At 55.2% G+C, this 20232-nt stretch carries 18 protein-coding genes; 13 read left to right on the top strand and 5 right to left on the bottom strand.

Annotated elements, in window-relative coordinates; translation table 11 throughout:
- Positions 1-7 precede the first annotated feature (7 nt).
- The 11 genes from pmbA (at position 8) to HV311_RS22345 (ending at position 9529) form a co-directional block, all read left to right on the top strand.
- Positions 8-1360, top strand: coding sequence for a metalloprotease PmbA (pmbA, locus tag HV311_RS22395; protein WP_047358563.1), 1353 nt, complete (start codon positions 8-10; stop codon positions 1358-1360).
- A gap of 47 nt (positions 1361-1407) precedes the next feature.
- Complete coding sequence (cybC, locus tag HV311_RS22390; protein WP_191220487.1) at positions 1408-1794, top strand: cytochrome b562; 387 nt, start codon at positions 1408-1410, stop codon at positions 1792-1794.
- Between the two features lie 330 nt (positions 1795-2124).
- Positions 2125-2433 (top strand): PRD domain-containing protein, encoded by a 309-nt coding sequence (locus tag HV311_RS22385; RefSeq protein ID WP_016151467.1) that lies wholly within the window; start codon positions 2125-2127, stop codon positions 2431-2433.
- A gap of 10 nt (positions 2434-2443) precedes the next feature.
- Positions 2444-2806 carry an SFCGS family glycine-rich protein gene (locus HV311_RS22380; protein WP_003830384.1) on the top strand — a complete coding sequence of 121 codons (363 nt, stop codon included), beginning with the start codon at positions 2444-2446 and terminating at the stop codon, positions 2804-2806.
- Positions 2807-2808: 2 nt separating this feature from the next.
- Positions 2809-3108 carry a DUF4312 family protein gene (locus HV311_RS22375; protein ID WP_016151468.1) on the top strand — a complete coding sequence of 100 codons (300 nt, stop codon included), beginning with the start codon at positions 2809-2811 and terminating at the stop codon, positions 3106-3108.
- A 22-nt stretch (positions 3109-3130) separates the two neighbouring features.
- Positions 3131-3907, top strand: a complete 777-nt coding sequence (locus HV311_RS22370; protein ID WP_005134210.1) for a DUF4311 domain-containing protein — start codon at positions 3131-3133, stop codon at positions 3905-3907.
- A gap of 11 nt (positions 3908-3918) precedes the next feature.
- The gene (locus HV311_RS22365) at positions 3919-4563 is read left to right on the top strand and encodes a DUF4310 family protein (protein WP_003830379.1); all 645 of its coding nucleotides are present in this window, start codon (positions 3919-3921) and stop codon (positions 4561-4563) included.
- A 58-nt stretch (positions 4564-4621) separates the two neighbouring features.
- Positions 4622-5755, top strand: coding sequence for an amidohydrolase/deacetylase family metallohydrolase (locus HV311_RS22360; RefSeq protein ID WP_191220486.1), 1134 nt, complete (start codon positions 4622-4624; stop codon positions 5753-5755).
- Positions 5739-6857: a DgaE family pyridoxal phosphate-dependent ammonia lyase gene (locus tag HV311_RS22355; protein WP_053389029.1), complete on the top strand. Its 1119-nt coding sequence runs from the start codon at positions 5739-5741 to the stop codon at positions 6855-6857. Before HV311_RS22360 ends, HV311_RS22355 begins: the two co-directional genes overlap by 17 nt.
- Positions 6854-7594, top strand: a complete 741-nt coding sequence (gene dagF, locus HV311_RS22350) for a 2-dehydro-3-deoxy-phosphogluconate aldolase (RefSeq protein ID WP_191220485.1) — start codon at positions 6854-6856, stop codon at positions 7592-7594. The genes HV311_RS22355 and dagF overlap by 4 nt, the downstream gene beginning before the upstream one ends.
- A gap of 21 nt (positions 7595-7615) precedes the next feature.
- Complete coding sequence (locus tag HV311_RS22345) at positions 7616-9529, top strand: BglG family transcription antiterminator (protein ID WP_049270643.1); 1914 nt, start codon at positions 7616-7618, stop codon at positions 9527-9529.
- 32 nt (positions 9530-9561) lie between these two features.
- Here HV311_RS22345 and nrdG read toward each other — a convergent pair whose 3' ends face one another.
- The 5 genes from nrdG to treR all read right to left on the bottom strand — a co-directional run bounded on the left by nrdG (position 9562) and on the right by treR (position 16975).
- Complete coding sequence (gene nrdG, locus HV311_RS22340) at positions 9562-10026, bottom strand: anaerobic ribonucleoside-triphosphate reductase-activating protein (RefSeq protein WP_191220484.1); 465 nt, start codon at positions 10024-10026, stop codon at positions 9562-9564.
- A gap of 175 nt (positions 10027-10201) precedes the next feature.
- Positions 10202-12340 carry an anaerobic ribonucleoside-triphosphate reductase gene (gene nrdD, locus HV311_RS22335; RefSeq protein ID WP_016151477.1) on the bottom strand — a complete coding sequence of 713 codons (2139 nt, stop codon included), beginning with the start codon at positions 12338-12340 and terminating at the stop codon, positions 10202-10204.
- Between the two features lie 409 nt (positions 12341-12749).
- On the bottom strand, positions 12750-14402 hold the full coding sequence (gene treC / locus HV311_RS22330; protein WP_191220483.1) for an alpha,alpha-phosphotrehalase: 1653 nt from the start codon (positions 14400-14402) through the stop codon (positions 12750-12752).
- Positions 14403-14451: 49 nt separating this feature from the next.
- Positions 14452-15870, bottom strand: coding sequence for a PTS trehalose transporter subunit IIBC (treB, locus tag HV311_RS22325; protein WP_016155564.1), 1419 nt, complete (start codon positions 15868-15870; stop codon positions 14452-14454).
- A 157-nt stretch (positions 15871-16027) separates the two neighbouring features.
- Positions 16028-16975 (bottom strand): trehalose operon repressor TreR, encoded by a 948-nt coding sequence (treR, locus tag HV311_RS22320; RefSeq protein ID WP_016155565.1) that lies wholly within the window; start codon positions 16973-16975, stop codon positions 16028-16030.
- Between the two features lie 191 nt (positions 16976-17166).
- Between treR and mgtL the strand changes: the two genes are divergently transcribed.
- Both mgtL and mgtA read left to right on the top strand, forming a co-directional pair.
- Positions 17167-17220, top strand: coding sequence for a mgtA regulatory leader peptide MgtL (gene mgtL / locus HV311_RS28345; protein WP_219816547.1), 54 nt, complete (start codon positions 17167-17169; stop codon positions 17218-17220).
- 144 nt (positions 17221-17364) lie between these two features.
- Positions 17365-20073, top strand: coding sequence for a magnesium-translocating P-type ATPase (gene mgtA, locus HV311_RS22315; protein ID WP_191220482.1), 2709 nt, complete (start codon positions 17365-17367; stop codon positions 20071-20073).
- The last annotated feature ends 159 nt before the right edge of the window (positions 20074-20232 follow it).

The raw sequence follows: 20232 nt of genomic DNA, 5'->3' as shown, positions 1-20232 counted from the left end.
CTACATTATGGCATTTGCGATGAAAGTAATCTCACAAGTTGAAGCGCAGCGTAAGATTCTGGAAGAAGCGGTCTCGACGGCACTGGAATTAGCGTCAGGTAAGTCGGATGGCGCGGAAGTCGCTGTGAGCAAGACCACGGGTATTAGCGTCAGCACCCGTTATGGTGAAGTGGAGAACGTAGAATTCAATAGCGATGGCGCGCTGGGGATTACGGTTTATCACCAAAACCGTAAGGGCAGCGCATCGTCCACCGATTTAAGCCCGCAGGCGATTGCACGTACCGTGCAGGCTGCGCTGGATATTGCACGTTACACCTCACCGGACCCGTGCGCGGGCGTGGCAGATAAAGAACTGCTGGCCTTTGATGCGCCCGATTTGGATCTGTTCCACCCGGCGGAAGTTTCCCCTGACGAAGCTATCGAACTGGCAGCCCGCGCTGAACAGGCGGCGCTACAGGCCGACAAGCGTATCACCAATACCGAAGGCGGCAGTTTTAACAGCCACTATGGCATCAAAGTGTTTGGTAACAGCCACGGGATGCTGCAGGGCTACTGCTCTACGCGTCATTCTCTTTCCAGCTGCGTCATCGCGGAAGAAAATGGCGATATGGAGCGTGATTACGCCTACACCATTGGCCGGGCGATGGGCGATCTGCAAACGCCGGAATGGGTGGGGGCAGACTGTGCTCGCCGCACCTTATCTCGCCTCTCTCCGCGTAAACTTTCCACCATGAAAGCGCCGGTGATTTTTGCCAACGAAGTGGCGACTGGGCTGTTCGGACATCTGGTCGGCGCGATTGCCGGTGGTTCGGTGTACCGTAAATCCACCTTCCTGCTCGACTCGCTGGGCAAACAAATTCTGCCGGAATGGCTGACTATTGAAGAACATCCGCACCTGCTGAAAGGGCTGGCGTCGTCGCCGTTCGACAGCGAAGGCGTACGGACCGAACGGCGTGACATTGTTAAAGACGGCGTGCTGACCCAATGGCTGCTGACCAACTATTCCGCACGTAAGCTGGGACTGAAGAGCACCGGTCATGCGGGCGGGATCCACAACTGGCGAATTCCAGGACAGGGTCTAAGCTTCGAGCAGTTGCTCAAAGAGATGGGCACGGGTCTTGTGGTTACCGAGCTGATGGGGCAGGGCGTAAGCGGCATTACCGGCGATTACTCGCGCGGCGCGGCGGGTTTTTGGGTCGAAAACGGCGAAATTCAGTATCCGGTGAGTGAAATTACCATCGCCGGGAACTTAAAAGAGATGTGGCGCAATATTGTGACCGTAGGCAACGATATTGAAACGCGCAGTAATATTCAGTGTGGTTCGGTATTGTTACCGGAGATGAAAATCGCCGGGCAATGATACTCGTTAAGGCGTTAATTTTTTAATAATAAAAAAGGAAGTGAGCAATGCGTAAACACCTGTTAGCGATCGTCGCGGCTTCAACGCTGGTTCTTGGTTCTTCTGCGTTTGCAGCCGATCTCGAAGATGACATGGGGATCCTCAACGACAACCTGAAGATCGTCGAAAAAACGGACAATGCGACTGAACTGAAAGACGCGTTGACCAACATGCGTGCAGCCGCGCTGGATGCTCAAAAGGGAACGCCACCGAAGCTGGAGAGCAAATCCCCGGACAGTGCGGAGATGAAAGATTTCCGCCACGGCTTTGACACGCTGATCGGTCAGATTGACGGCGCGCTTAAACTGGCGAACGAAGGTAAAGTCAAAGAGGCGAAAGCCGTTGCGGAAGACCTGAAAAAAACGCGCAACGAAAACCACAAGAAGTTCCGCTAATCTACTCTATCCGGCCTGCATAACCGTAGGCCGGATAAGACGTTGCGCCACTGCATCCCATAAGTAAACGCTATCCCCATCACATTTTTTCATTTTTATCGTCCATTCATTGTTCGCATTTCCTTCCATTTTGCTGCTCACTCTTGCGATCTCAATCACATTCTTCCAGTGATTAATCGTGGTCCCGGCCCTTTTTGCGGCACAGATCACTATCGCTGCGCCCCTTTCCACTTCGAAGTGGAAAACAACTCGCTACAAACTTTTAACCCCCGCCGCTAAGTTAACCTCAGAGCCACTAGTGGGGTAAGACGAGTGAATAACGGAGCTGTAATGAATGACATGGGGGAATCGGTGGAACTGGCCGACCGCATGCTGGCGCAGGTGTATGCCTTGCTGCGTGAACGCCACATTATTCCCAACGCTGTACAGGAACAGATGCTGACGTCGCATGTTCGCGCCATGGCGCACCGCTCGGTAACGGGTGAACCCTTACCAGAAGTCGATGCCAGCTTGTTTGATGAAATTTCTGCCGAATCAATGGCGCTTGCCCGTGACGTGGTCGCTGAGTTTGGCAATCTTCCTGAGGAAGAGGCCTGGCTGCTGTCGGTGCACTTCGAAGTCGCGAAAGACAACCTTTAAGGAGCAAAAGATGGAACAGATTACCGTAGTGATTGGCGATCGTCTGGGTAAAGGCCAGAAAGTGGCGGCAGGCGTTGAGAAAGCGGGCGGCCGTGCGGTTGTGGTGCCGGGCGTTGCGGCAGATATGAAGCTGGGTGACGTGATGAAAGCGGAAAACGCCACCTTTGGCATCTCGTTTTGCGGCAGTGGCGGCGCGGGTGCGATTACCGCGCAGACCAAATACGGCTACAAGGCGAAATACGGCATGCGCTCGGTTGATGAAGGGGTCACGGCCATCAACGAAGGTTGCAACGTGCTGGGGTTCGGTTTTATGGACAAAGAAGAACTCGGTGAGCGCCTGGTACAGGCGTGGCAAAAGAAACACGGCGCTTAAGCATGAAAGAACAATTCACCACCACGGTGAGAGTCACTGGCAAGGGCGAGGCCAAAGCGCGCGCCTTTGCCGATGCCCTGAACCACGTTCAGGCAGCGGTGATGAAAGCGTCGCCGCATATCTTACTGCGTATTGAGCCACAGGATGTGCAGGTTGTTCAAGCGCGTGAATCGGTGCGCAAAGAGGCATTTTTATTCCTCTTTTTGCGCCGGGAAAGACGCACCTTCAGCGTGGAGCTGGACGTGACCGTCAACGTGACTGCCATCAATCTCGACAAGGTGGATTTCGTTACGCAACGCTGATTCTTTATTAAAAGGCATAATTATGTTCCTGATAATATTAATAAAATCGCTCATCATCGGCGGCCTGGTTGGCGTCGGTGTCGGCGCTGGGGCTGCACGCATGTTTCATGCGCCTACCACTCAAGGGATGGGCGCGTTTCGTACTCTGGGAGAACTGAATTCCTGCGAAGGGGATCCGGCTTCTCACTTCTCGTTCGGCCTGGGCTTCTTCTTTAACGCCTGGGCTTCCTCTGTTGCGGCGGGGGCGTTCACTCAAGACGTCGACCATCGCATCATCCCCAACTGGGGCGCTGCTGCGCTGATGGTTAAAAACCGCAACGTCGGTGAAACGCTGCACGATCCCAAGCGCATGGCGATTGCCTGCGGCGTTATCGGGATGATCGTCGTGACCTTCCTGAACCTCACGGCGTCATCCGTACCGGAAGCGTTGCAGGTGACCGCCGTCAAGGTGCTGGTGCCTGCGGCTAACCTGCTGGTTAACACCGTGATGCCAGTGATCTTCTGGCTGGCGGCGATCGATGCCGGTAAAAAATCAGGCTTCTGGGCCACCGTCTTTGGCGGCGCGGCGCAGCTGATTATGGGCAACGCCGTTCCGGGTCTGGTCCTTGGCATTCTGATCGGTAAAGGCGTGGAAGAGAGCGGCTGGAACCACGTCACTAAAGTGATGATGGTGGCTATCGTCGCGCTGTTTGTCCTGAGCGGCTTCTTCCGCGGCTTCGACATGAAGATGATCGAATCCTTCCATCTGACTGTGCCTAACTGGCTCGAACTGATCCACAACTCGCTCAGCGGCAAATAACGGAGGCCATCATGGAACAGAATAAAGGTTTTTGGTTCGCTGACTGGTCGTTCCCGATCTTCGTTGGCCTGCTCTCCTCTGGCGTATTTGCCGGAACGCACATGTACTACCTGTACGGTATTGGCGCATTTAACGAAGTCGCTTTTGTGGCGATGCTGAAGGCGGGAATGGACACCGGCTCCTACGGGGCGGTGGCGGCATTTGGTGCAAGCTTCCTGTTTGCCCGCATCATTGAAGGTTCGCTGGTGGGGATTCTGGATATTGGCGGGGCGATTCAGACCGGGGTCGGGTTAGGTGTTCCGGCGCTGCTGTTGGGCGCAGGTATTATCTTCCCGGTTGCCAACTTCGCAGCGTCGCTGGTCACCGGTCTGGTGATTGGTCTGGCGATTGGCTACATCATTATTCTGGCGCGTAAGTTCACCATCAATCAGAGCGACTCGACCTACGGTGCGGATGTCATGATGGGGGCCGGTAACGCCTCCGGCCGCTTCCTCGGACCATTGATTATCCTCAGCGCGATGACGGCGTCTATCCCTATCGGCATCGGTTCACTGGCGGGCGCGCTGCTGTTTTACCTGTGGCAGAAACCGATCACCGGCGGGGCGATCCTTGGGGCGATGATCCTCGGGTCCATCTTCCCGATTGCCATTAGCTAACTGTTGATTTGTAGGCCGGATGAGGCGGTTGCGCCGCCATCCGGCAAAGGAGAGAGCGATGTTTGATTTACTCCTGCGCCGTGCGCGCCTCGTTGACGATACGGTGAGCGATATTGCGCTCAAAGACGGCAAAATTGCGGCGTTGGGCGACGTTGATGGCCCGGCGCTGAAAACCATCGAACTGGGCGGCGAGTACTACGTCAGCGCAGGTTGGATTGATTCCCACGTTCACTGCTATCCGAAATCCCCGATTTATCACGACCAACCGGACAGCGTCGGTATAGCTGCCGGCGTTACCACGGTGGTGGATGCGGGCAGTACCGGGGCGGATGATATCGATGATTTTTATACCCTGACCCGGGAAGCGACCACCGAAGTGTATGCGCTGCTGAATATCTCCCGCGTTGGGCTTATCGCCCAGAACGAGCTGGCTAATATGGCCAACATTGACGCCGATGCGGTGCGACAGGCGGTGAAGCGCCATCCTGATTTTATCGTCGGCCTGAAGGCGCGCATGAGCAGCAGCGTGGTCGGTGAAAACGGCATTACGCCGCTGGAGCGCGCCAAAGCGATGCAAGCGCAGAACGGTGACCTGCCGCTGATGGTGCACATCGGCAACAATCCGCCGGATCTGGATGAGATCGTCGAACGCCTGACCGCGGGCGACATCATTACCCACTGCTACAACGGTAAGCCGAATCGCATTCTGACGCCGCAAGGCGAGTTGCGGGCGTCAGTGACGCGGGCGATTTCACGCGGTGTGCGTCTGGACGTTGGGCATGGCACCGCCAGCCTGAGCTTTGCGGTGGCAAAACGCGCTATCGGTCTGGGGATTTTGCCGCACACCATCAGCTCCGATATTTATTGTCGCAACCGTATCAGCGGCCCGGTGTATTCCCTGGCGAATGTGATGTCGAAATTTCTCGCCATTGGGATGTCGCTACCGCAGGTCATTGAGTGCGTTACTGCCAATGCCGCCGATGGTCTGCGCCTGAAACAGAAAGGGCGACTGCAGGTTGGTCTGGATGCCGATTTAACCCTCTTTACGCTTAAGCGCCAGCCAACCGTGCTGGTAGATGCAGAAAACGACAGCCTGCAGGCTGAACAACTGCTGGTGCCGCTTGCCGCAATACGTGCGGGCAAGGGCTATATGACCGAACAAGGGAGCGCGGAACATGCCTTCGATTTTTGAGAAATACAATTTAAAACAGGTGATTAACACCTCAGGCCGCATGACGGCGCTCGGCGTTTCTACGCCACGACCAGAAGTGGTTGAGGCCGCAATGGCGGGGATGAATCAATATTTTGAGATGAAAGACCTGGTCAATAAGACCGGTGACTACATTGCGAAATTGCTGGAGGTGGAAGGGGCAACCGTCGTCTCCTGCGCTTCGGCCGGAATCGCCCTGTCAGTGGCTGGAGTGCTGGTTAAGGACAGCGACTGGCTGCTGGAGAACCTGCACGTCGCGCCGATCGAGAACAACGAAATCGTGCTGCCCAGAGGCCACAACGTCAACTTTGGCGCTCCGGTTGGCACCATGGTGGCGCTCGGCGGCGGCAAGCTAGTGGAAGCGGGTTATGCCAACGAATGTTCCGCCGCTCAGCTGGCGGCGGCCATTACGCCACGCACGGCGGCCATTCTGTATATCAAATCTCACCACTGCGTCCAGAAAAGTATGCTCAGCGTGGAACAGGCTGCGGTGGTGGCGCGTACGCATAATCTGCCGCTAATCGTGGATGCGGCGGCGGAAGAGGATTTGCAGTGCTACTACCGGGTTGGTGCGGATCTGGTGATTTATAGCGGTGCGAAAGCGATTGAAGGGCCAACCAGCGGCCTGGTGATTGGCAAAACCCAATACGTTGAGTGGGTGAAGCGCCAGACCGCGGGGATTGGCCGGGCGATGAAGGTGGGTAAAGAGGGGATTCTTGGCCTGACCTGCGCCATCGAACTGTATCTGAACGCGCAGAAAGAGAGCGGCGCGGAGATGGTCGAGAAAATGACGCCGTTCATTAATGCGTTAAACCAGCTTCACGGCGTAAGCGCCCGCGTGGTGTGGGACAGCGCAGGGCGCGACATCGCGCGCACGGAAATTAAGTTTGACGAAGCGGCAACCGGCATCGCCACAGGTGAACTGGTCGACGCGCTCAAGCAGGGAGAGTACGCGATTTACTTCCGTGGTTACAAAGCTAACGAAGGCATTATCGAAGCCGATGTGCGCAGCGTGGATCGCGCGCAACTGGAGATTGTGGCCCGTCGAATTGGTGAAGTGATTTCGCAGGAGAAAAAAGCATGAAACTGACCCCTAACTTTTATCGCGACCGCGTCTGCCTGAACGTGCTGGCGGGCTCCAAAGAAAATGCCCGGGATATTTACGCGGCGGCGGAAGGACACGTGCTGGTCGGTGTGTTGTCAAAAAATTACCCGGATGTCGCAAGCGCGGTCGCGGATATGCGTGAATACGCAGCGCTTATCGACAATGCCCTCTCCGTGGGGCTGGGGGCGGGCGATCCCAACCAGTCGGCGATGGTCAGTGAAATCTCCCGTCAGGTGCAGCCACAGCATGTTAATCAGGTCTTTACCGGCGTGGCGACCAGCCGCGCGCTGCTGGGTCAGAAGGAGACGGTGGTCAACGGTCTGGTCTCGCCAACTGGCACACCGGGCAGGGTGAAAATCTCCACCGGTCCGCTGAGCAGCCAGACGCCGGACGGCATTGTGCCGGTAGAAACCGCGATTGCGTTGCTCAAAGACATGGGGGGGAGCTCGATTAAATACTTCCCAATGGGTGGCCTGAAGTGCCGTGAGGAATACATTGCAGTCGCCCAGGCTTGCGCCCGTCATGACTTCTGGCTGGAGCCCACCGGCGGTATCGATCTGGATAATTTCACTGAAATTTTGCAGATCGCCCTGGATGCCGGAGTGAGCAAAATCATTCCTCACATCTATAGTTCGATTATTGATAAGGTGAGTGGTAACACCCGCCCGGACGACGTGCGCCAGCTGATGGCGATGACCCGGGCCTGCGTAGGCTAACTGACTGATGAGGAAACTGACGTGCGATTCCCCAACCAACGTTTAGCGCAGCTGTTTGGCATGCTGCAAAACGAAGCGCTTCCACAGGACGAGCTGGCGCAGCGGTTGTCGGTTTCCACACGCACCGTACGGGCGGATATCACTGCGCTAAACGCGCTGCTCACCCAGTACGGCGCGCAGTTTGTCCTCAGCCGGGGTAACGGTTATCAACTCAAAATTGACGACCCGGCACGTTATCATGCCCTGCAAACGCAGCGGCCAGACGCGTTGCTGCGCATCCCTCGCACCAGCCAGGAGCGGGTGCACTGGCTGGTGGTTCGTTTTCTGACGTCGGCCTTTTCGCTGAAGCTGGAGGATTTGGCTGATGAATGGTTTATCAGCCGCGCGACGCTGCAAAACGATATGGCTGAGGTGCGCGAGCATCTGCAACGTTATCATCTGACGCTGGAAACGCGCCCCCGTCACGGTATGAAACTGTTTGGCAGCGAGATGGCGATCCGCGCCTGTTTGACCGATCTGCTATGGACGCTGGCACAGCAGGATCCACAGCACCCGCTAGTAACGCAAGAGGCACTAAATGCCGGGATCCCTGAACAGCTACAACCTGTTTTGCAGGATATTTTTGCCCGTTTTCACATTCGCCTGACCGATGAGGGTGAGCTGTTTTTGCGGTTGTACTGCGCGGTGGCGGTACGGCGGATTAGCGAAGGCTATCCCCTCCCGGAATTTGCCGCAGAAGAAGCCGAGCAATCGGTGTGCCTGGCCACGCGGGAAATCGCAGCGGTATTGCACCGACTGGCGGATAAACCGCTTACCGTTTCCGAAGAGAACTGGCTGCAGGTGCATATCGCCGCCCGCCAGGTACAAGAGATCGCCCCCAGCGCCATCAATGCGGATGATGACGAAGCGCTGGTCAATTACATCCTGCGGTTTATCAACAGCCAGTACAACTACAACCTGTTGAATGACAAACAGTTACATGCTGATCTGCTGACGCATATTAAGACGATGATCACCCGGGTGCGTTACCAGATAATGATCCCCAATCCGCTACTGGAAAATATTAAACAGCACTACCCGATGGCGTGGGACATGACGCTGGCCGCCGTCTCGGGATGGGGAAAATATACGCCGTACACCATCAGTGAAAATGAGATTGGCTTCCTTGTGCTGCATATTGGCGTCGGGCTGGAGCGTAGTTACAACATCGGTTACCAGAGGCAGCCGAAAGTTCTGCTGGTATGCGATGCTGGAAATGCGATGGCGCGGATGATTGAAGCGGTGCTGGCGCGTAAGTATCCACAGATAGAAATCGTCGATACCGTGACGCTACGCGACTACGAACAGCGGGAAAGTATCAGCGAAGATTTCGTCATCTCTACCGCGCGGGTTGGTGAAAAAGATAAGCCTGTGGTGATGATTGCACCGTTCCCTACCGATTATCAACTGGAGCAAATTGGCAAACTGGTGCTGGTCGACAGAACCCGTCCGTGGATGTTGAACAAATTCTTCGATGCCGCCCATTTTCGTGTGATCGACGAGCCAATGGATCAACAAACGTTGTTCAACGTTTTATGTCGCCAGTTGCAGGATGAAGGCTTTGTCGATGCGGAGTTTCTTGATTCGGTGGTTGAACGTGAGGCCATCGTCAGCACCATGCTGGGTGACAGCATTGCCTTGCCGCACGCCCTCGGTCTGCTGGCAAAGAAAACGGTGGTCTACACCATCCTCGCCCCGCAGGGTATCGCCTGGGGGGATGAAACGGCGCATGTGATCTTCCTGCTCGCCATCAGCAAAAGCGAATACGAAGAAGCGATGGCGATCTACGATATTTTCGTCACCTTCCTGCGCGAGCGCGCGATGACGCGACTCTGCGCATGCCGGAATTTCAGCGAGTTCAAAACGGTTGCAATGGAGTGTGTGAGCCGTTTTTGAGGGGCGGAAAACAGAACCTCTACTGCTGGAAATTACCGCAAGTGATGTACAACCTGATTACTGCTGCCGCGCCAGATTAGCGCCGGGTCTTTGAGATCCTGCACGTATTTGCCATCGACCAGCACGTTGATGAGATTGACAACCTGCATTTGCGCGGCATCGAGTTCATCGAGCTTGTAGCCGGTCCACACCCAGATGTCTTTTCCCGGACACTCAGCGCGAATGCGCTGCACCAGTTGCAGAATATCCGGCACGTTTTGTGGATGCAGCGGATCGCCGCCGGAGAGCGAGATCCCCTGACGGTGAATACGCGAGTCGTTCAGATCGGCAATGATCTTGTCTTCCATCTCTTTGCTAAACGGCTGGCCGGAATTGAGCCGCCAGGTGCTTTTGTTATAGCAACCGGGGCATTCATGCACGCATCCTGAAACAAACAGGGTACAGCGAGTACCGGGACCATTAACGATGTCGACAGGGTAATACTGATGGTAATTCATTTTCGCTTCTCATCCGTTTATCAATTCGCGCCATAGCTGCGTTCGGGCGCCCGAGTCACTTACTTATGTAAGCTCCCCGGGACTTACTCATTTGCTGCCTTGCTATGACGTGAATTGCGTTGCGGAAATAATGGCCCGAAAAGCGTCGCATCGCCGGGCAATAAAATCGTCTAAATTAACCGATCTGCCCGTTCCCTAAATGCTTAACGCGGCGCTTCACTTCTTCCTGCTTACCGGCGTTAAACGGACGTGCGTCCGGGCTGCCTAAATAACCGCAGACGCGGCGGGTGACCGATACGCGGGCGGCGTCGTGGTTACCACATTTCGGGCAGGTAAAGCCTTTGCTGGTGCACTCAAATTCACCGGTAAAGCCGCACTCGTAGCATTCATCGATTGGCGTGTTGGTCCCGTAATAGGGCACGTGCTGATAGCTGTAATCCCAGACGTCTTCCAGCGCTTTCAGGTTGTGCTGAATATTCGGGTATTCGCCGTAGCAAATGAAGCCCCCGCTTGCCAGCGGCGGGTACGGCGCTTCGAAATCGATCTTGTCGTACGGGTTAACCTTCTTCTCCACGTCGAGGTGGAAGCTGTTGGTGTAGTAGCCTTTGTCGGTCACGCCCGGGACCACGCCAAATTCGGCGGTATCCAGACGGCAGAAACGGTCGCACAGGTTTTCACTTGGCGTGCTGTACAGGCTAAAGCCGTAGCCAGTCTCGTCTTTCCACTGATCGACCGCCTGACGCAGGCGTTCCACAATGGCGATACCTTTGGCGCGCAGCTGCTCGCTGTCATACACATGCTTGTCGCCAAACAGCGCATTGATGGTTTCGTGAATACCGATGTAGCCCAGAGAGATAGATGCACGACCATTTTTAAAGATTTCTGACACATCATCGTCCGCTTTCAGACGCACGCCGCAGGCCCCTTCCATATACAGAATTGGCGCCACACGGGCCTTCACGCCTTCCAGGCGCGCAATGCGGGTCATCAGCGCTTTACGCGCCAGTACCAGACGATCGTCGAGCAGTTTCCAGAAGGTGGCTTCATCGCCATGCGCTTCCAGGGCGATACGCGGCAGGTTGAGGCTGATAACGCCGAGGTTGTTACGTCCGTCGTGAATCTGTTCGCCGTTCTCGTTTTCCCACACGCCGAGGAAGCTGCGACAGCCCATTGGCGTTTTGAACGAGCCGGTCACTTTGACCACCTGATCGTAGTTCAGGATGTCCGGATACATACGCTTGCTCGCGCACTCCAGTGCCAGCTGCTTGATGTCGTAGTTCGGATCGCCAAACTTGTGGTTCAGACCGTCACGAATCGCGAACACCAGTTTCGGGAACACTGCGGTTTTACGATTTTTACCCAAGCCGGCAATACGGTTACGCAGAATGGACTGCTGGATCAAACGCGATTCCCAGCTGGTTCCCAGGCCAAAACCAAAGGTCACGAACGGCGTCTGACCGTTGGCGGTATGCAGGGTGTTCACTTCATACTCGAGAGACTGGAATGCGTCGTAGCACTCTTTCTCGGTACGGGAATGGGCATAACCGTCGGCGTCCGGGATCTGCCACTCTTCAGCGGTTTTACGATGTTTATTAAAGCTCTCGGTAACGAACGGCGCGAGAACTTCATCAATACGGTTAATGGTGGTGCCGCCATAAATATGGCTGGCGACCTGCGCGATAATTTGCGCGGTGACGGCGGTCGCGGTAGAGATGGATTTTGGCGGTTCAATCTCCGCGTTACCCATCTTAAAGCCCTGCGTCAGCATGCCTTTCAGGTCGATCAGCATGCAGTTAAACATTGGGAAGAACGGAGAGTAGTCGAGATCGTGATAGTGAATATCACCACGCTCGTGCGCCTGGACGACATCACGCGGCAGCAGGTGCTGACGCGCATAGTGTTTGGCAACGATACCGGCCAGCAGGTCGCGCTGGGTTGGGATCACTTTGCTGTCTTTGTTGGCATTTTCATTCAGCAGAGCAGAGTTGGTTTGCTCAACCAGACCACGAATTTCCTGGTTCAGACGGCCACGTTTTTCACGCTGGATATCACGGTCGTGGCGATATTCGATGTACGCACGGGCGAGTTGTTTGTACGGGCCAGACATTAGCTGGTTTTCTACCGCTGTCTGGATCTCGTTGATATCGACCTTGCTGCGCTCATTCATCTGGCTACTAACGACTTCTGCGACGGTGGCACAGTAATCTGCGTCATCGACTCCCGCTGCTTTAGCTGCACGCAGAATGGCTTCTTTGATGCGCTCTGATTTAAACGGCACTTTACAGCCATCTCGTTTCATCACATGCGGTGTCATGATCACTCCATATTTATAAGAACAGGTTATCCACAGAGGTTGGGGAGGCCATCAGGGCTTTATTCATCTCTATTGCCAATGACTTCCCGCAATCCTGACCCACTTTATCCACAATTCCACCGTGAAGCGGTGCACTGTAGTTGTAGCAATTGTAGTCGATTAATACAACATATTGGGTCGGCGTGCATTTTAAGTTCTATATGTAGTGATTTGCATCAAGGATGTTTACGATTTATTTGATGTAGCGCAAAGTAAAAATCGGAGCGTACAGATGACGGGCACTACAGCCGATTGTAAATTGTGGGCAGAAAATTCTGATTAATTATTCAACAAAAACAGAAAGGTAAGCTGAGCGTAGGCATCAAAGCCCGGCAGCGTTATGCGTACCGGGCCTGAACATAATTGCAAGCTATTTTTGCAACCACCAGACGGCTTCAAAAGGACGCAGCGTCATGTCTGCGGGTTGGCTGGCGACCTCGGCATAGTTGTGCATCCGCACCTGCCAGTTGCCGTCGGTCTGGGTCGGCTGCCAGCTCTGGAAGGTATCGCTCAGATTAGCAATGACCAGCAACCGCTGTCCTTGCCATTCACGTTGATAGCACCACAGATGCGGGCTGTCCGGTAGCAGATCCTGATAGTCGCCCCAGGTGATAACCGGCTCTGCTTTACGCAATGCGATCAGCTTCTGATAGGTATAGAACACCGAGTCGGTATCGCGCAGCGCTGCCGCCACGTTGATATCCGCTGCGTTGTCGCACAGATTGATCCACGGCTCACCCTGGGTAAAGCCCGCGTGTTTGCTGGCATCCCACTGCATCGGCGTGCGGCTGTTATCGCGCGATTTACTGGCGAGGATCGCCAGCAGCTCTTGCGCATCGCGCCCCTGGCCGTTCAGGGCGGCAAACATGTTATGGCTTTCCACATCGCGGTAATCGGTAATCTGGCGGAAGTGCGGATTGGTCATGCCGATCTCTTCACCCTGGTAGATGTAGGGCGTGCCCTGCATACCGTGCAGCACCATCGCCAGCATTTTTGCGGCCGGAACGCGGTATTTACCTTCATCGCCAAAACGCGACACGATGCGTGGCTGGTCGTGGTTACACCAGAACAGCGCGTTCCAGGCCTGATTGTGCATGCCTTGTTGCCAGTGGCGAAACAGGGTTTTGAGCGCCACATAGTCGGGTTTGGCTAACGTCCACTTCTCACCGTTGGGGTAATCCACCTTCAGGTGGTGGAAGTTGAAGGTCATCGACAGTTCGCTGCCATCGAGTGCGGCGTACTGCTGGCAGTTTTCCAGCGTGGTGGAGGACATTTCGCCGACCGTCATCAGGCCGCGGGGCGTGAAGACGTCGCGATTCATTTCACGTAAAAACGCATGCGCGCGCGGGCCGTCGGTATAAAAACGCCGCCCATCGCCGTCGGGATCGCTCGGGAAGTCCTGATCTTTAGAGATAAGATTCACCACGTCGAGACGCAGTCCGTCCACGCCGCGATCGGCCCAGAACTCGCACACTTTTTTTAGCTCGGCGCGGACCGCCGGGTTCTCCCAGTTCAGGTCTGCCTGCTCCGGAGCAAAGAGGTGCAGATAGTACTGCTCGCTTTCGGCGTGCCAGCCCCAGGCGCTGCCGCCAAATTTGGAGTGCCAGTTATTCGGGAGACTGTCTGGCGTACCGTCGCGCCAGAGGTAAAACTGACGATACGGGCTGTCTTTATCCAGCGCCTCACGAAACCAGGGGTGCTGGGTTGAAGTGTGGTTAAACACCATATCGAGAATAATACGGATGCCGCGCGCTTTCGCCTGCGCCACCAGTTCGTCAAAGTCTGCAAGCGTTCCGTAGGCCGGATCGACAGACATGTAATCCGCGACGTCGTAGCCGTTATCAACCTGCGGCGAAATATAGAACGGCGTTAGCCAGATGGCATCAACCCCCAGCGTTTGCAGATAGCCGAGACGCTGCGTCACGCCGCGTAAATCGCCGGTGCCGTTGCCGGTGGTGTCCTGAAAACTCTTGGGGTAAACCTGATAGATGACGCCGTTTTGCCACCAGTGGGGAATATTCATGGTTGTTTCCTGGAAATACGATGGGGCGCAACTGCGCCCCGAAGAAAAGTTAGACAATTTGTAGTGTGCCCATACGGTGTTTACGCTGATAAACGAATGAGGTCAGTACCATGGGGATAACAATCGCAATGACCATTGCCATGCCAAATACCTGCCAGTAAGTCGGCTGGATGGAGAGGATGCCCGGCAAACCGCCGACGCCAATTCCGTTCGCCAGCACACCGTTCAGGCCGCACAGCAGTCCGGCGAGACCGGAACCGATCATCGCGCACAGCATCGGGAAGCGGTATTTCAGGTTGATCCCGTACATGGCCGGTTCAGTGACCCCGAGATAGGCGGAGATCGCGGCAGGAACGGAGATTTCACGTTCATTGTGTTTGCGACTGGAGATGATGATCCCGACTACCGCAGAGGCCTGAGCGATATTCGACAGTGCGATCAGCGGCCATACCGGCGTACCGCCCATGCTCTGAATCATCTGCATGTCGATAGCCAGCGTGGTCTGATGCACGCCGGTTATCACCAGCGGGGCATACAGGAAGCCGAACAGCGCCGCGCCAATCGGGGCAAAGCTGCCGGTCAGCAGGTGACGGACCGCAAACGCGACACCGTCGCCGATCATGCGGCCAAACGGACCAATAAAGGCGTGCGCGAGGAATACCGCGAGGATCAACGAGCACACCGGGACGATCACCAGATACAGATAATCCGGGACGATGCGTTTCATGCGTGTTTCAATAAACCCGAGCGCCAGACCGGCCAGCAGTGCCGGAATAACCTGTGCCTGATAGCCCACTTTCTCAATGCTGAACAGGCCGAAGTTCCACACTTCCGGTACCTGTTGACCGAGTAGATAGGCGTTCATTAGCTGCGGTGAAACCAGGGTCACGCCCAGCACAATACCGAGGATCGGCGTTCCGCCCATTTTCTTCACTGCTGACCAGCAGATCCCGACCGGCAGATAGAAGAAGATCGCTTCGCCAATTAGCCACAGGAAGTCGTAAAGGGTTTTCAGCGAAGGATGCATCTGCGCCAGCGTCTGCCCGTTGCTCATGGGCAGATCGCCAATCACATTACGGAACCCCAAGATCAAGCCGCCGCTAATCAGCGCTGGCAGCAGCGGGAAGAAGATCTCCGCAAAATGAGAAATCAGCTGTTCGTGCCATTTCATATTCTGCCGCGCGGCTTTTTTCGCCTGCTCTTTGTCGGCGCTGGCCTGACCGGTTGTCGCCAGCAGCGCTTTGTAGTAATCGCCCACTTCGGTACCAATCACCACCTGAAACTGCCCGGCGTTGGTGAAGCAGCCTTTGACCATCGGCAACTGTTCAATCTCTTTTGGCCTGGCATTCGCAGGCTGATTCAGCACAAAACGCAGGCGAGTAATGCAGTGACTTACCGTGGCGATATTGTCGCGCCCGCCTACCAGCTCAATCAGCCGGTCGATGTCTGCTTGTTTTATTTTGCTCATGATGATGTGTGTTCCCCGTAGGCCGGATAAGACGTTTTAGCATCGCCATCTGGCAACTCTCTCGTTGCTGTGGCCAGAGTATATCGTCGATGATTTTTTAAAAATGGGAACGTTCCCGAAACGCAGCGAAGATCACAAATTAACGCTCAGAAAGCGATCAGGAGAGGGTGGAAGGAATAACGATTTGTCGTAGTTCGCTACGGCCGTTGATCTGCTCGATCAGCTGCGAGGCCGCTTGTCGTCCGGCTTCGGCATATCCTGGATCGACGGTGATAATTTCCGGATGGAGGAATTTCATCAGCGGCGTACTGCCCACGCTCGCCAGCTGTAGATTCTCAATTCGCTGCTCTTGCAGATATTTGCTGACACCAAGGGCGAGGGTATCCGTCGCGCAGACTAAGGCAGTGGTTTCCGGGGTGATGACGTTGGCGGCCTGCTCATAACCCTGCTTCATGGCAAGACCCGGTAGCGCGGCTACAGGATGCAGTTTGTGTTTCTTACAGAACGCCAGGTAGGCTTCATGGCGGCGCTTACCGGTGGTCACGTCGCTATGGGGAACGCCAAGAAAGCTGATATGGCGATGCTCGCGATCGTATAAACGCTGCATCAGGGTGCGAATGGCGCCTTCATCGTCATAGCAGACGGAGGCAAAGCCTTTGGCATCTCTTGCCAGCAGCACCAGCGAATCCTGCCAGGAGGCGAGCATGGATTCACTTATGCCGGTAAAACCAAACAGCACCACACCGTCAATATTGCGGCGTCTGAGCATGCCGAGATGCTCTTCAACCAGCTCGGGCGAGAACTGGCTTTCCATCATGATCGGGTCGTAACCCTGCTCATAAAAGGCGGGCAGCATGGTTTGCACGGCGAGATTTTCAGAAAGCGAGTCCAGACGCGTGACGATGATCGCCACCACCTTGTCACTTTGTCCACGCATGGCGCGAGCGGAGCGGGAAGGGGAAAAACCGTGCTGATTCATCACCGCTTCAACGCGTTCGCGGGTGCGTTCGCTCACGCCGCTTTCATTGTTAAGCACACGGGAAACGGTTGATTTTCCCACACCGCTTAAGCGGGCGATGTCTTTAATTGTCAGCCGGTTTTGCATCCTGTTTTCCCGAGTTGCGTGTGAAGTTATGCCAAATAGAGAATAACTTTACTCAAGCGCAGCGCAATGGGCAAAGTCTGGTATACGTTTGGTTTAGTTTCCATGGTTTATCATACTGCCATAATTGCCACAAACCTTATGGTTTTCTGCGTATAATCCGCAGCGCAAATCATTCACTTACCGGAGGCTATATGGATCCCGATCCCACCCCTCTCCCGAGATGGAGAAACACCCCTTTCCGGTAAGCCTGTCTTTCACTGTCTTACCGGAGCAGTAAGACAGTGACGTTCTGACGTCCCTGTTGTGATTTTAATATTGCCATCAGGTAAGGCTTTGCCACGCCTGAAGGATTTACTGCGCCTGTTGAGACTGGCGCAGAGGGACTGCCTATGTTCAAAAATATTACTCGCCAGCTATTTGCCCGGCTAAACCGCCATTTACCACATCGTTTGGTGCATCGCGATCCGTTGCCTAATGCCCAGACCGTTGCCAGCACGCCGATCCCACCATCGCTGAGCGAACATTGTCTGAAAATGGCGCTGATGGACGAAGCCGCGCTGTGGAAAACGTTTGGCGCGCACCCGGAAGGATTAAACGCCGCAGAAGTGGAAAACGCTCGCGAATTACATGGTGAGAACCAACTGCCGGCGCAGAAGCCGTCGCCGTGGTGGGTGCATCTGTGGGTCTGCTACCGTAACCCGTTTAATATTTTGTTGACCATCCTCGGTGCGATTTCCTATGCCACCGAAGATCTGTTTGCCGCTGGCGTCATTGCTCTGATGGTCGTCATCTCTACGCTGCTGAATTTTGTGCAGGAGGCGCGTTCCACCAAAGCGGCAGATGCGCTGAAAGCGATGGTCAGTAACACCGCTACGGTGCTGCGCGTTATCAACGAGAAAGGAGAGAACGGCTGGGTTGAACTGCCGATCGACCAGTTAGTTCCCGGCGATATTATTAAGCTGGCGGCAGGGGATATGATCCCGGCCGATCTGCGTGTGGTGCAGGCTCGTGACCTGTTCGTGGCCCAGGCTTCGCTGACCGGTGAATCGCTGCCGGTGGAGAAAGTCGCAACCAGCCGCGACCCGCAGCAAAGCAACCCGCTCGAATGCGATACCCTGTGCTTTATGGGCACCAACGTGGTGAGCGGCACGGCGCAGGCCATCGTGATTGCGACCGGAGCCAATACCTGGTTCGGGCAACTGGCGGGCCGCGTCAGCGAGCAGGAAAGCGAGCAGAATGCTTTCCAGAAAGGGATCAGTCGCGTCAGCATGCTGCTGATCCGTTTTATGCTGGTGATGGCGCCGATTGTGCTCATCATCAACGGCTATACCAAAGGCGACTGGTGGGAAGCGGCGCTGTTTGCCCTGTCTGTCGCGGTGGGGCTGACCCCGGAAATGCTGCCGATGATCGTCACCTCGACGCTGGCGCGCGGGGCGGTGAAGCTGTCAAAACAAAAGGTCATCGTCAAACACCTCGACGCCATTCAGAACTTTGGCGCGATGGATATCCTGTGTACTGATAAAACGGGTACCCTGACACAAGACAAAATTGTACTTGAGAATCATACAGATATATCTGGTAAACCCAGCGAGCACGTCCTGCATTCTGCGTGGCTGAACAGCCATTACCAGACCGGGTTGAAGAATCTGCTGGATACGGCAGTGCTGGAAGGTGTGGACGAAGAATCAGCCCGCCAGCTCTCTACCCGCTGGCAGAAAATTGATGAGATCCCGTTTGACTTCGAACGCCGCCGCATGTCGGTGGTGGTCGCTGAAGAAACCGATGTGCATCAGCTGGTGTGCAAAGGCGCGCTGCAGGAGATCCTCAGCGTCTGCACCCAGGTGCGCTACAGCGGTGAGGTTGTCCCGTTAGATGACAACATGCTGCGTCGGGTGAAGCGCGTCACGGATACGCTGAATCGCCAGGGGCTGCGCGTGGTAGCAGTGGCGACGAAATACCTGCCAGCGCGTGAGGGCGATTACCAGCGTATTGATGAATCAGATCTGATCCTCGAAGGCTATATTGCGTTCCTCGATCCGCCGAAAGAGACCACCGCGCCAGCGCTCAAAGCCCTGAAAGCCAGCGGTATTACGGTGAAAATCCTGACTGGCGATAGCGAGCTGGTGGCGGCGAAAGTGTGTCACGAAGTGGGGCTGGATGCGGGCGATGTGGTTATCGGTAGCAACATTGAAGGGTTAAGCGACGATGAGCTGGCAACGCTGGCCCAGCGCGCCACGCTGTTTGCTCGTCTGACGCCGATGCACAAAGAGCGCATTGTCACGCTGCTCAAGCGCGAAGGTCATGTGGTTGGCTTTATGGGGGATGGCATTAACGATGCCCCGGCGCTGCGCGCGGCGGACATTGGTATCTCCGTTGACGGCGCGGTTGATATTGCGCGTGAAGCGGCTGATATCATCCTGCTGGAAAAGAGTCTGATGGTGCTGGAAGAAGGGGTGATCGAAGGACGCCGTACTTTTTCTAACATGCTGAAGTATATCAAAATGACGGCCAGTTCTAACTTCGGTAATGTGTTTAGCGTGCTGGTGGCGAGCGCCTTCTTACCGTTCCTGCCGATGTTGCCGCTGCACTTACTGATTCAGAACCTGCTGTACGATGTATCCCAGGTGGCGATTCCGTTTGATAACGTCGACGAAGAGCAGATCAAAAAGCCGCAGCGCTGGAATCCCAGCGAGTTGGGGCGCTTTATGATCTTCTTTGGACCGATCAGCTCGATCTTCGACATTCTGACATTTTGCCTGATGTGGTTCGTCTTCCATGCGAATACGCCAGAACATCAGACGTTGTTCCAGTCTGGCTGGTTCGTGGTAGGCCTGCTGTCGCAAACGCTGATTGTGCATATGATCCGTACCCGCCGCGTGCCGTTCATCCAAAGCCGCGCCGCATGGCCGCTGATGCTGATGACGCTGGTGGTCATGGTGGTAGGCATTGCATTACCGTTCTCGCCGCTGGCCAACTATCTGCAATTGCAGGCGCTGCCGCTGAGCTACTTCCCGTGGCTGATTGCGATTCTGGCGGGCTACATGACGTTAACCCAGCTCGTGAAAGGTTTTTATAGCCGCCGCTACGGCTGGCAGTAAGCACAAGATATCGGCTGCGTTGGTCCCTTAAAAAGCCAACGCAGCTGTAACCTGGCGCAGGAGGAATATCGGTATCGCCCGATGATTCGCGCCGCAGAAAATTCATGCGTATTATTATTTCTGTTAAAAGATAATTAATTCGATAAATGTGAATGATAA

The organism is Citrobacter sp. RHBSTW-00881 (genome assembly GCF_013728515.1).
Taxonomy (GTDB): domain Bacteria; phylum Pseudomonadota; class Gammaproteobacteria; order Enterobacterales; family Enterobacteriaceae; genus Citrobacter; species Citrobacter braakii.
This window is presented reverse-complemented; position numbering and strand designations above follow the sequence as displayed.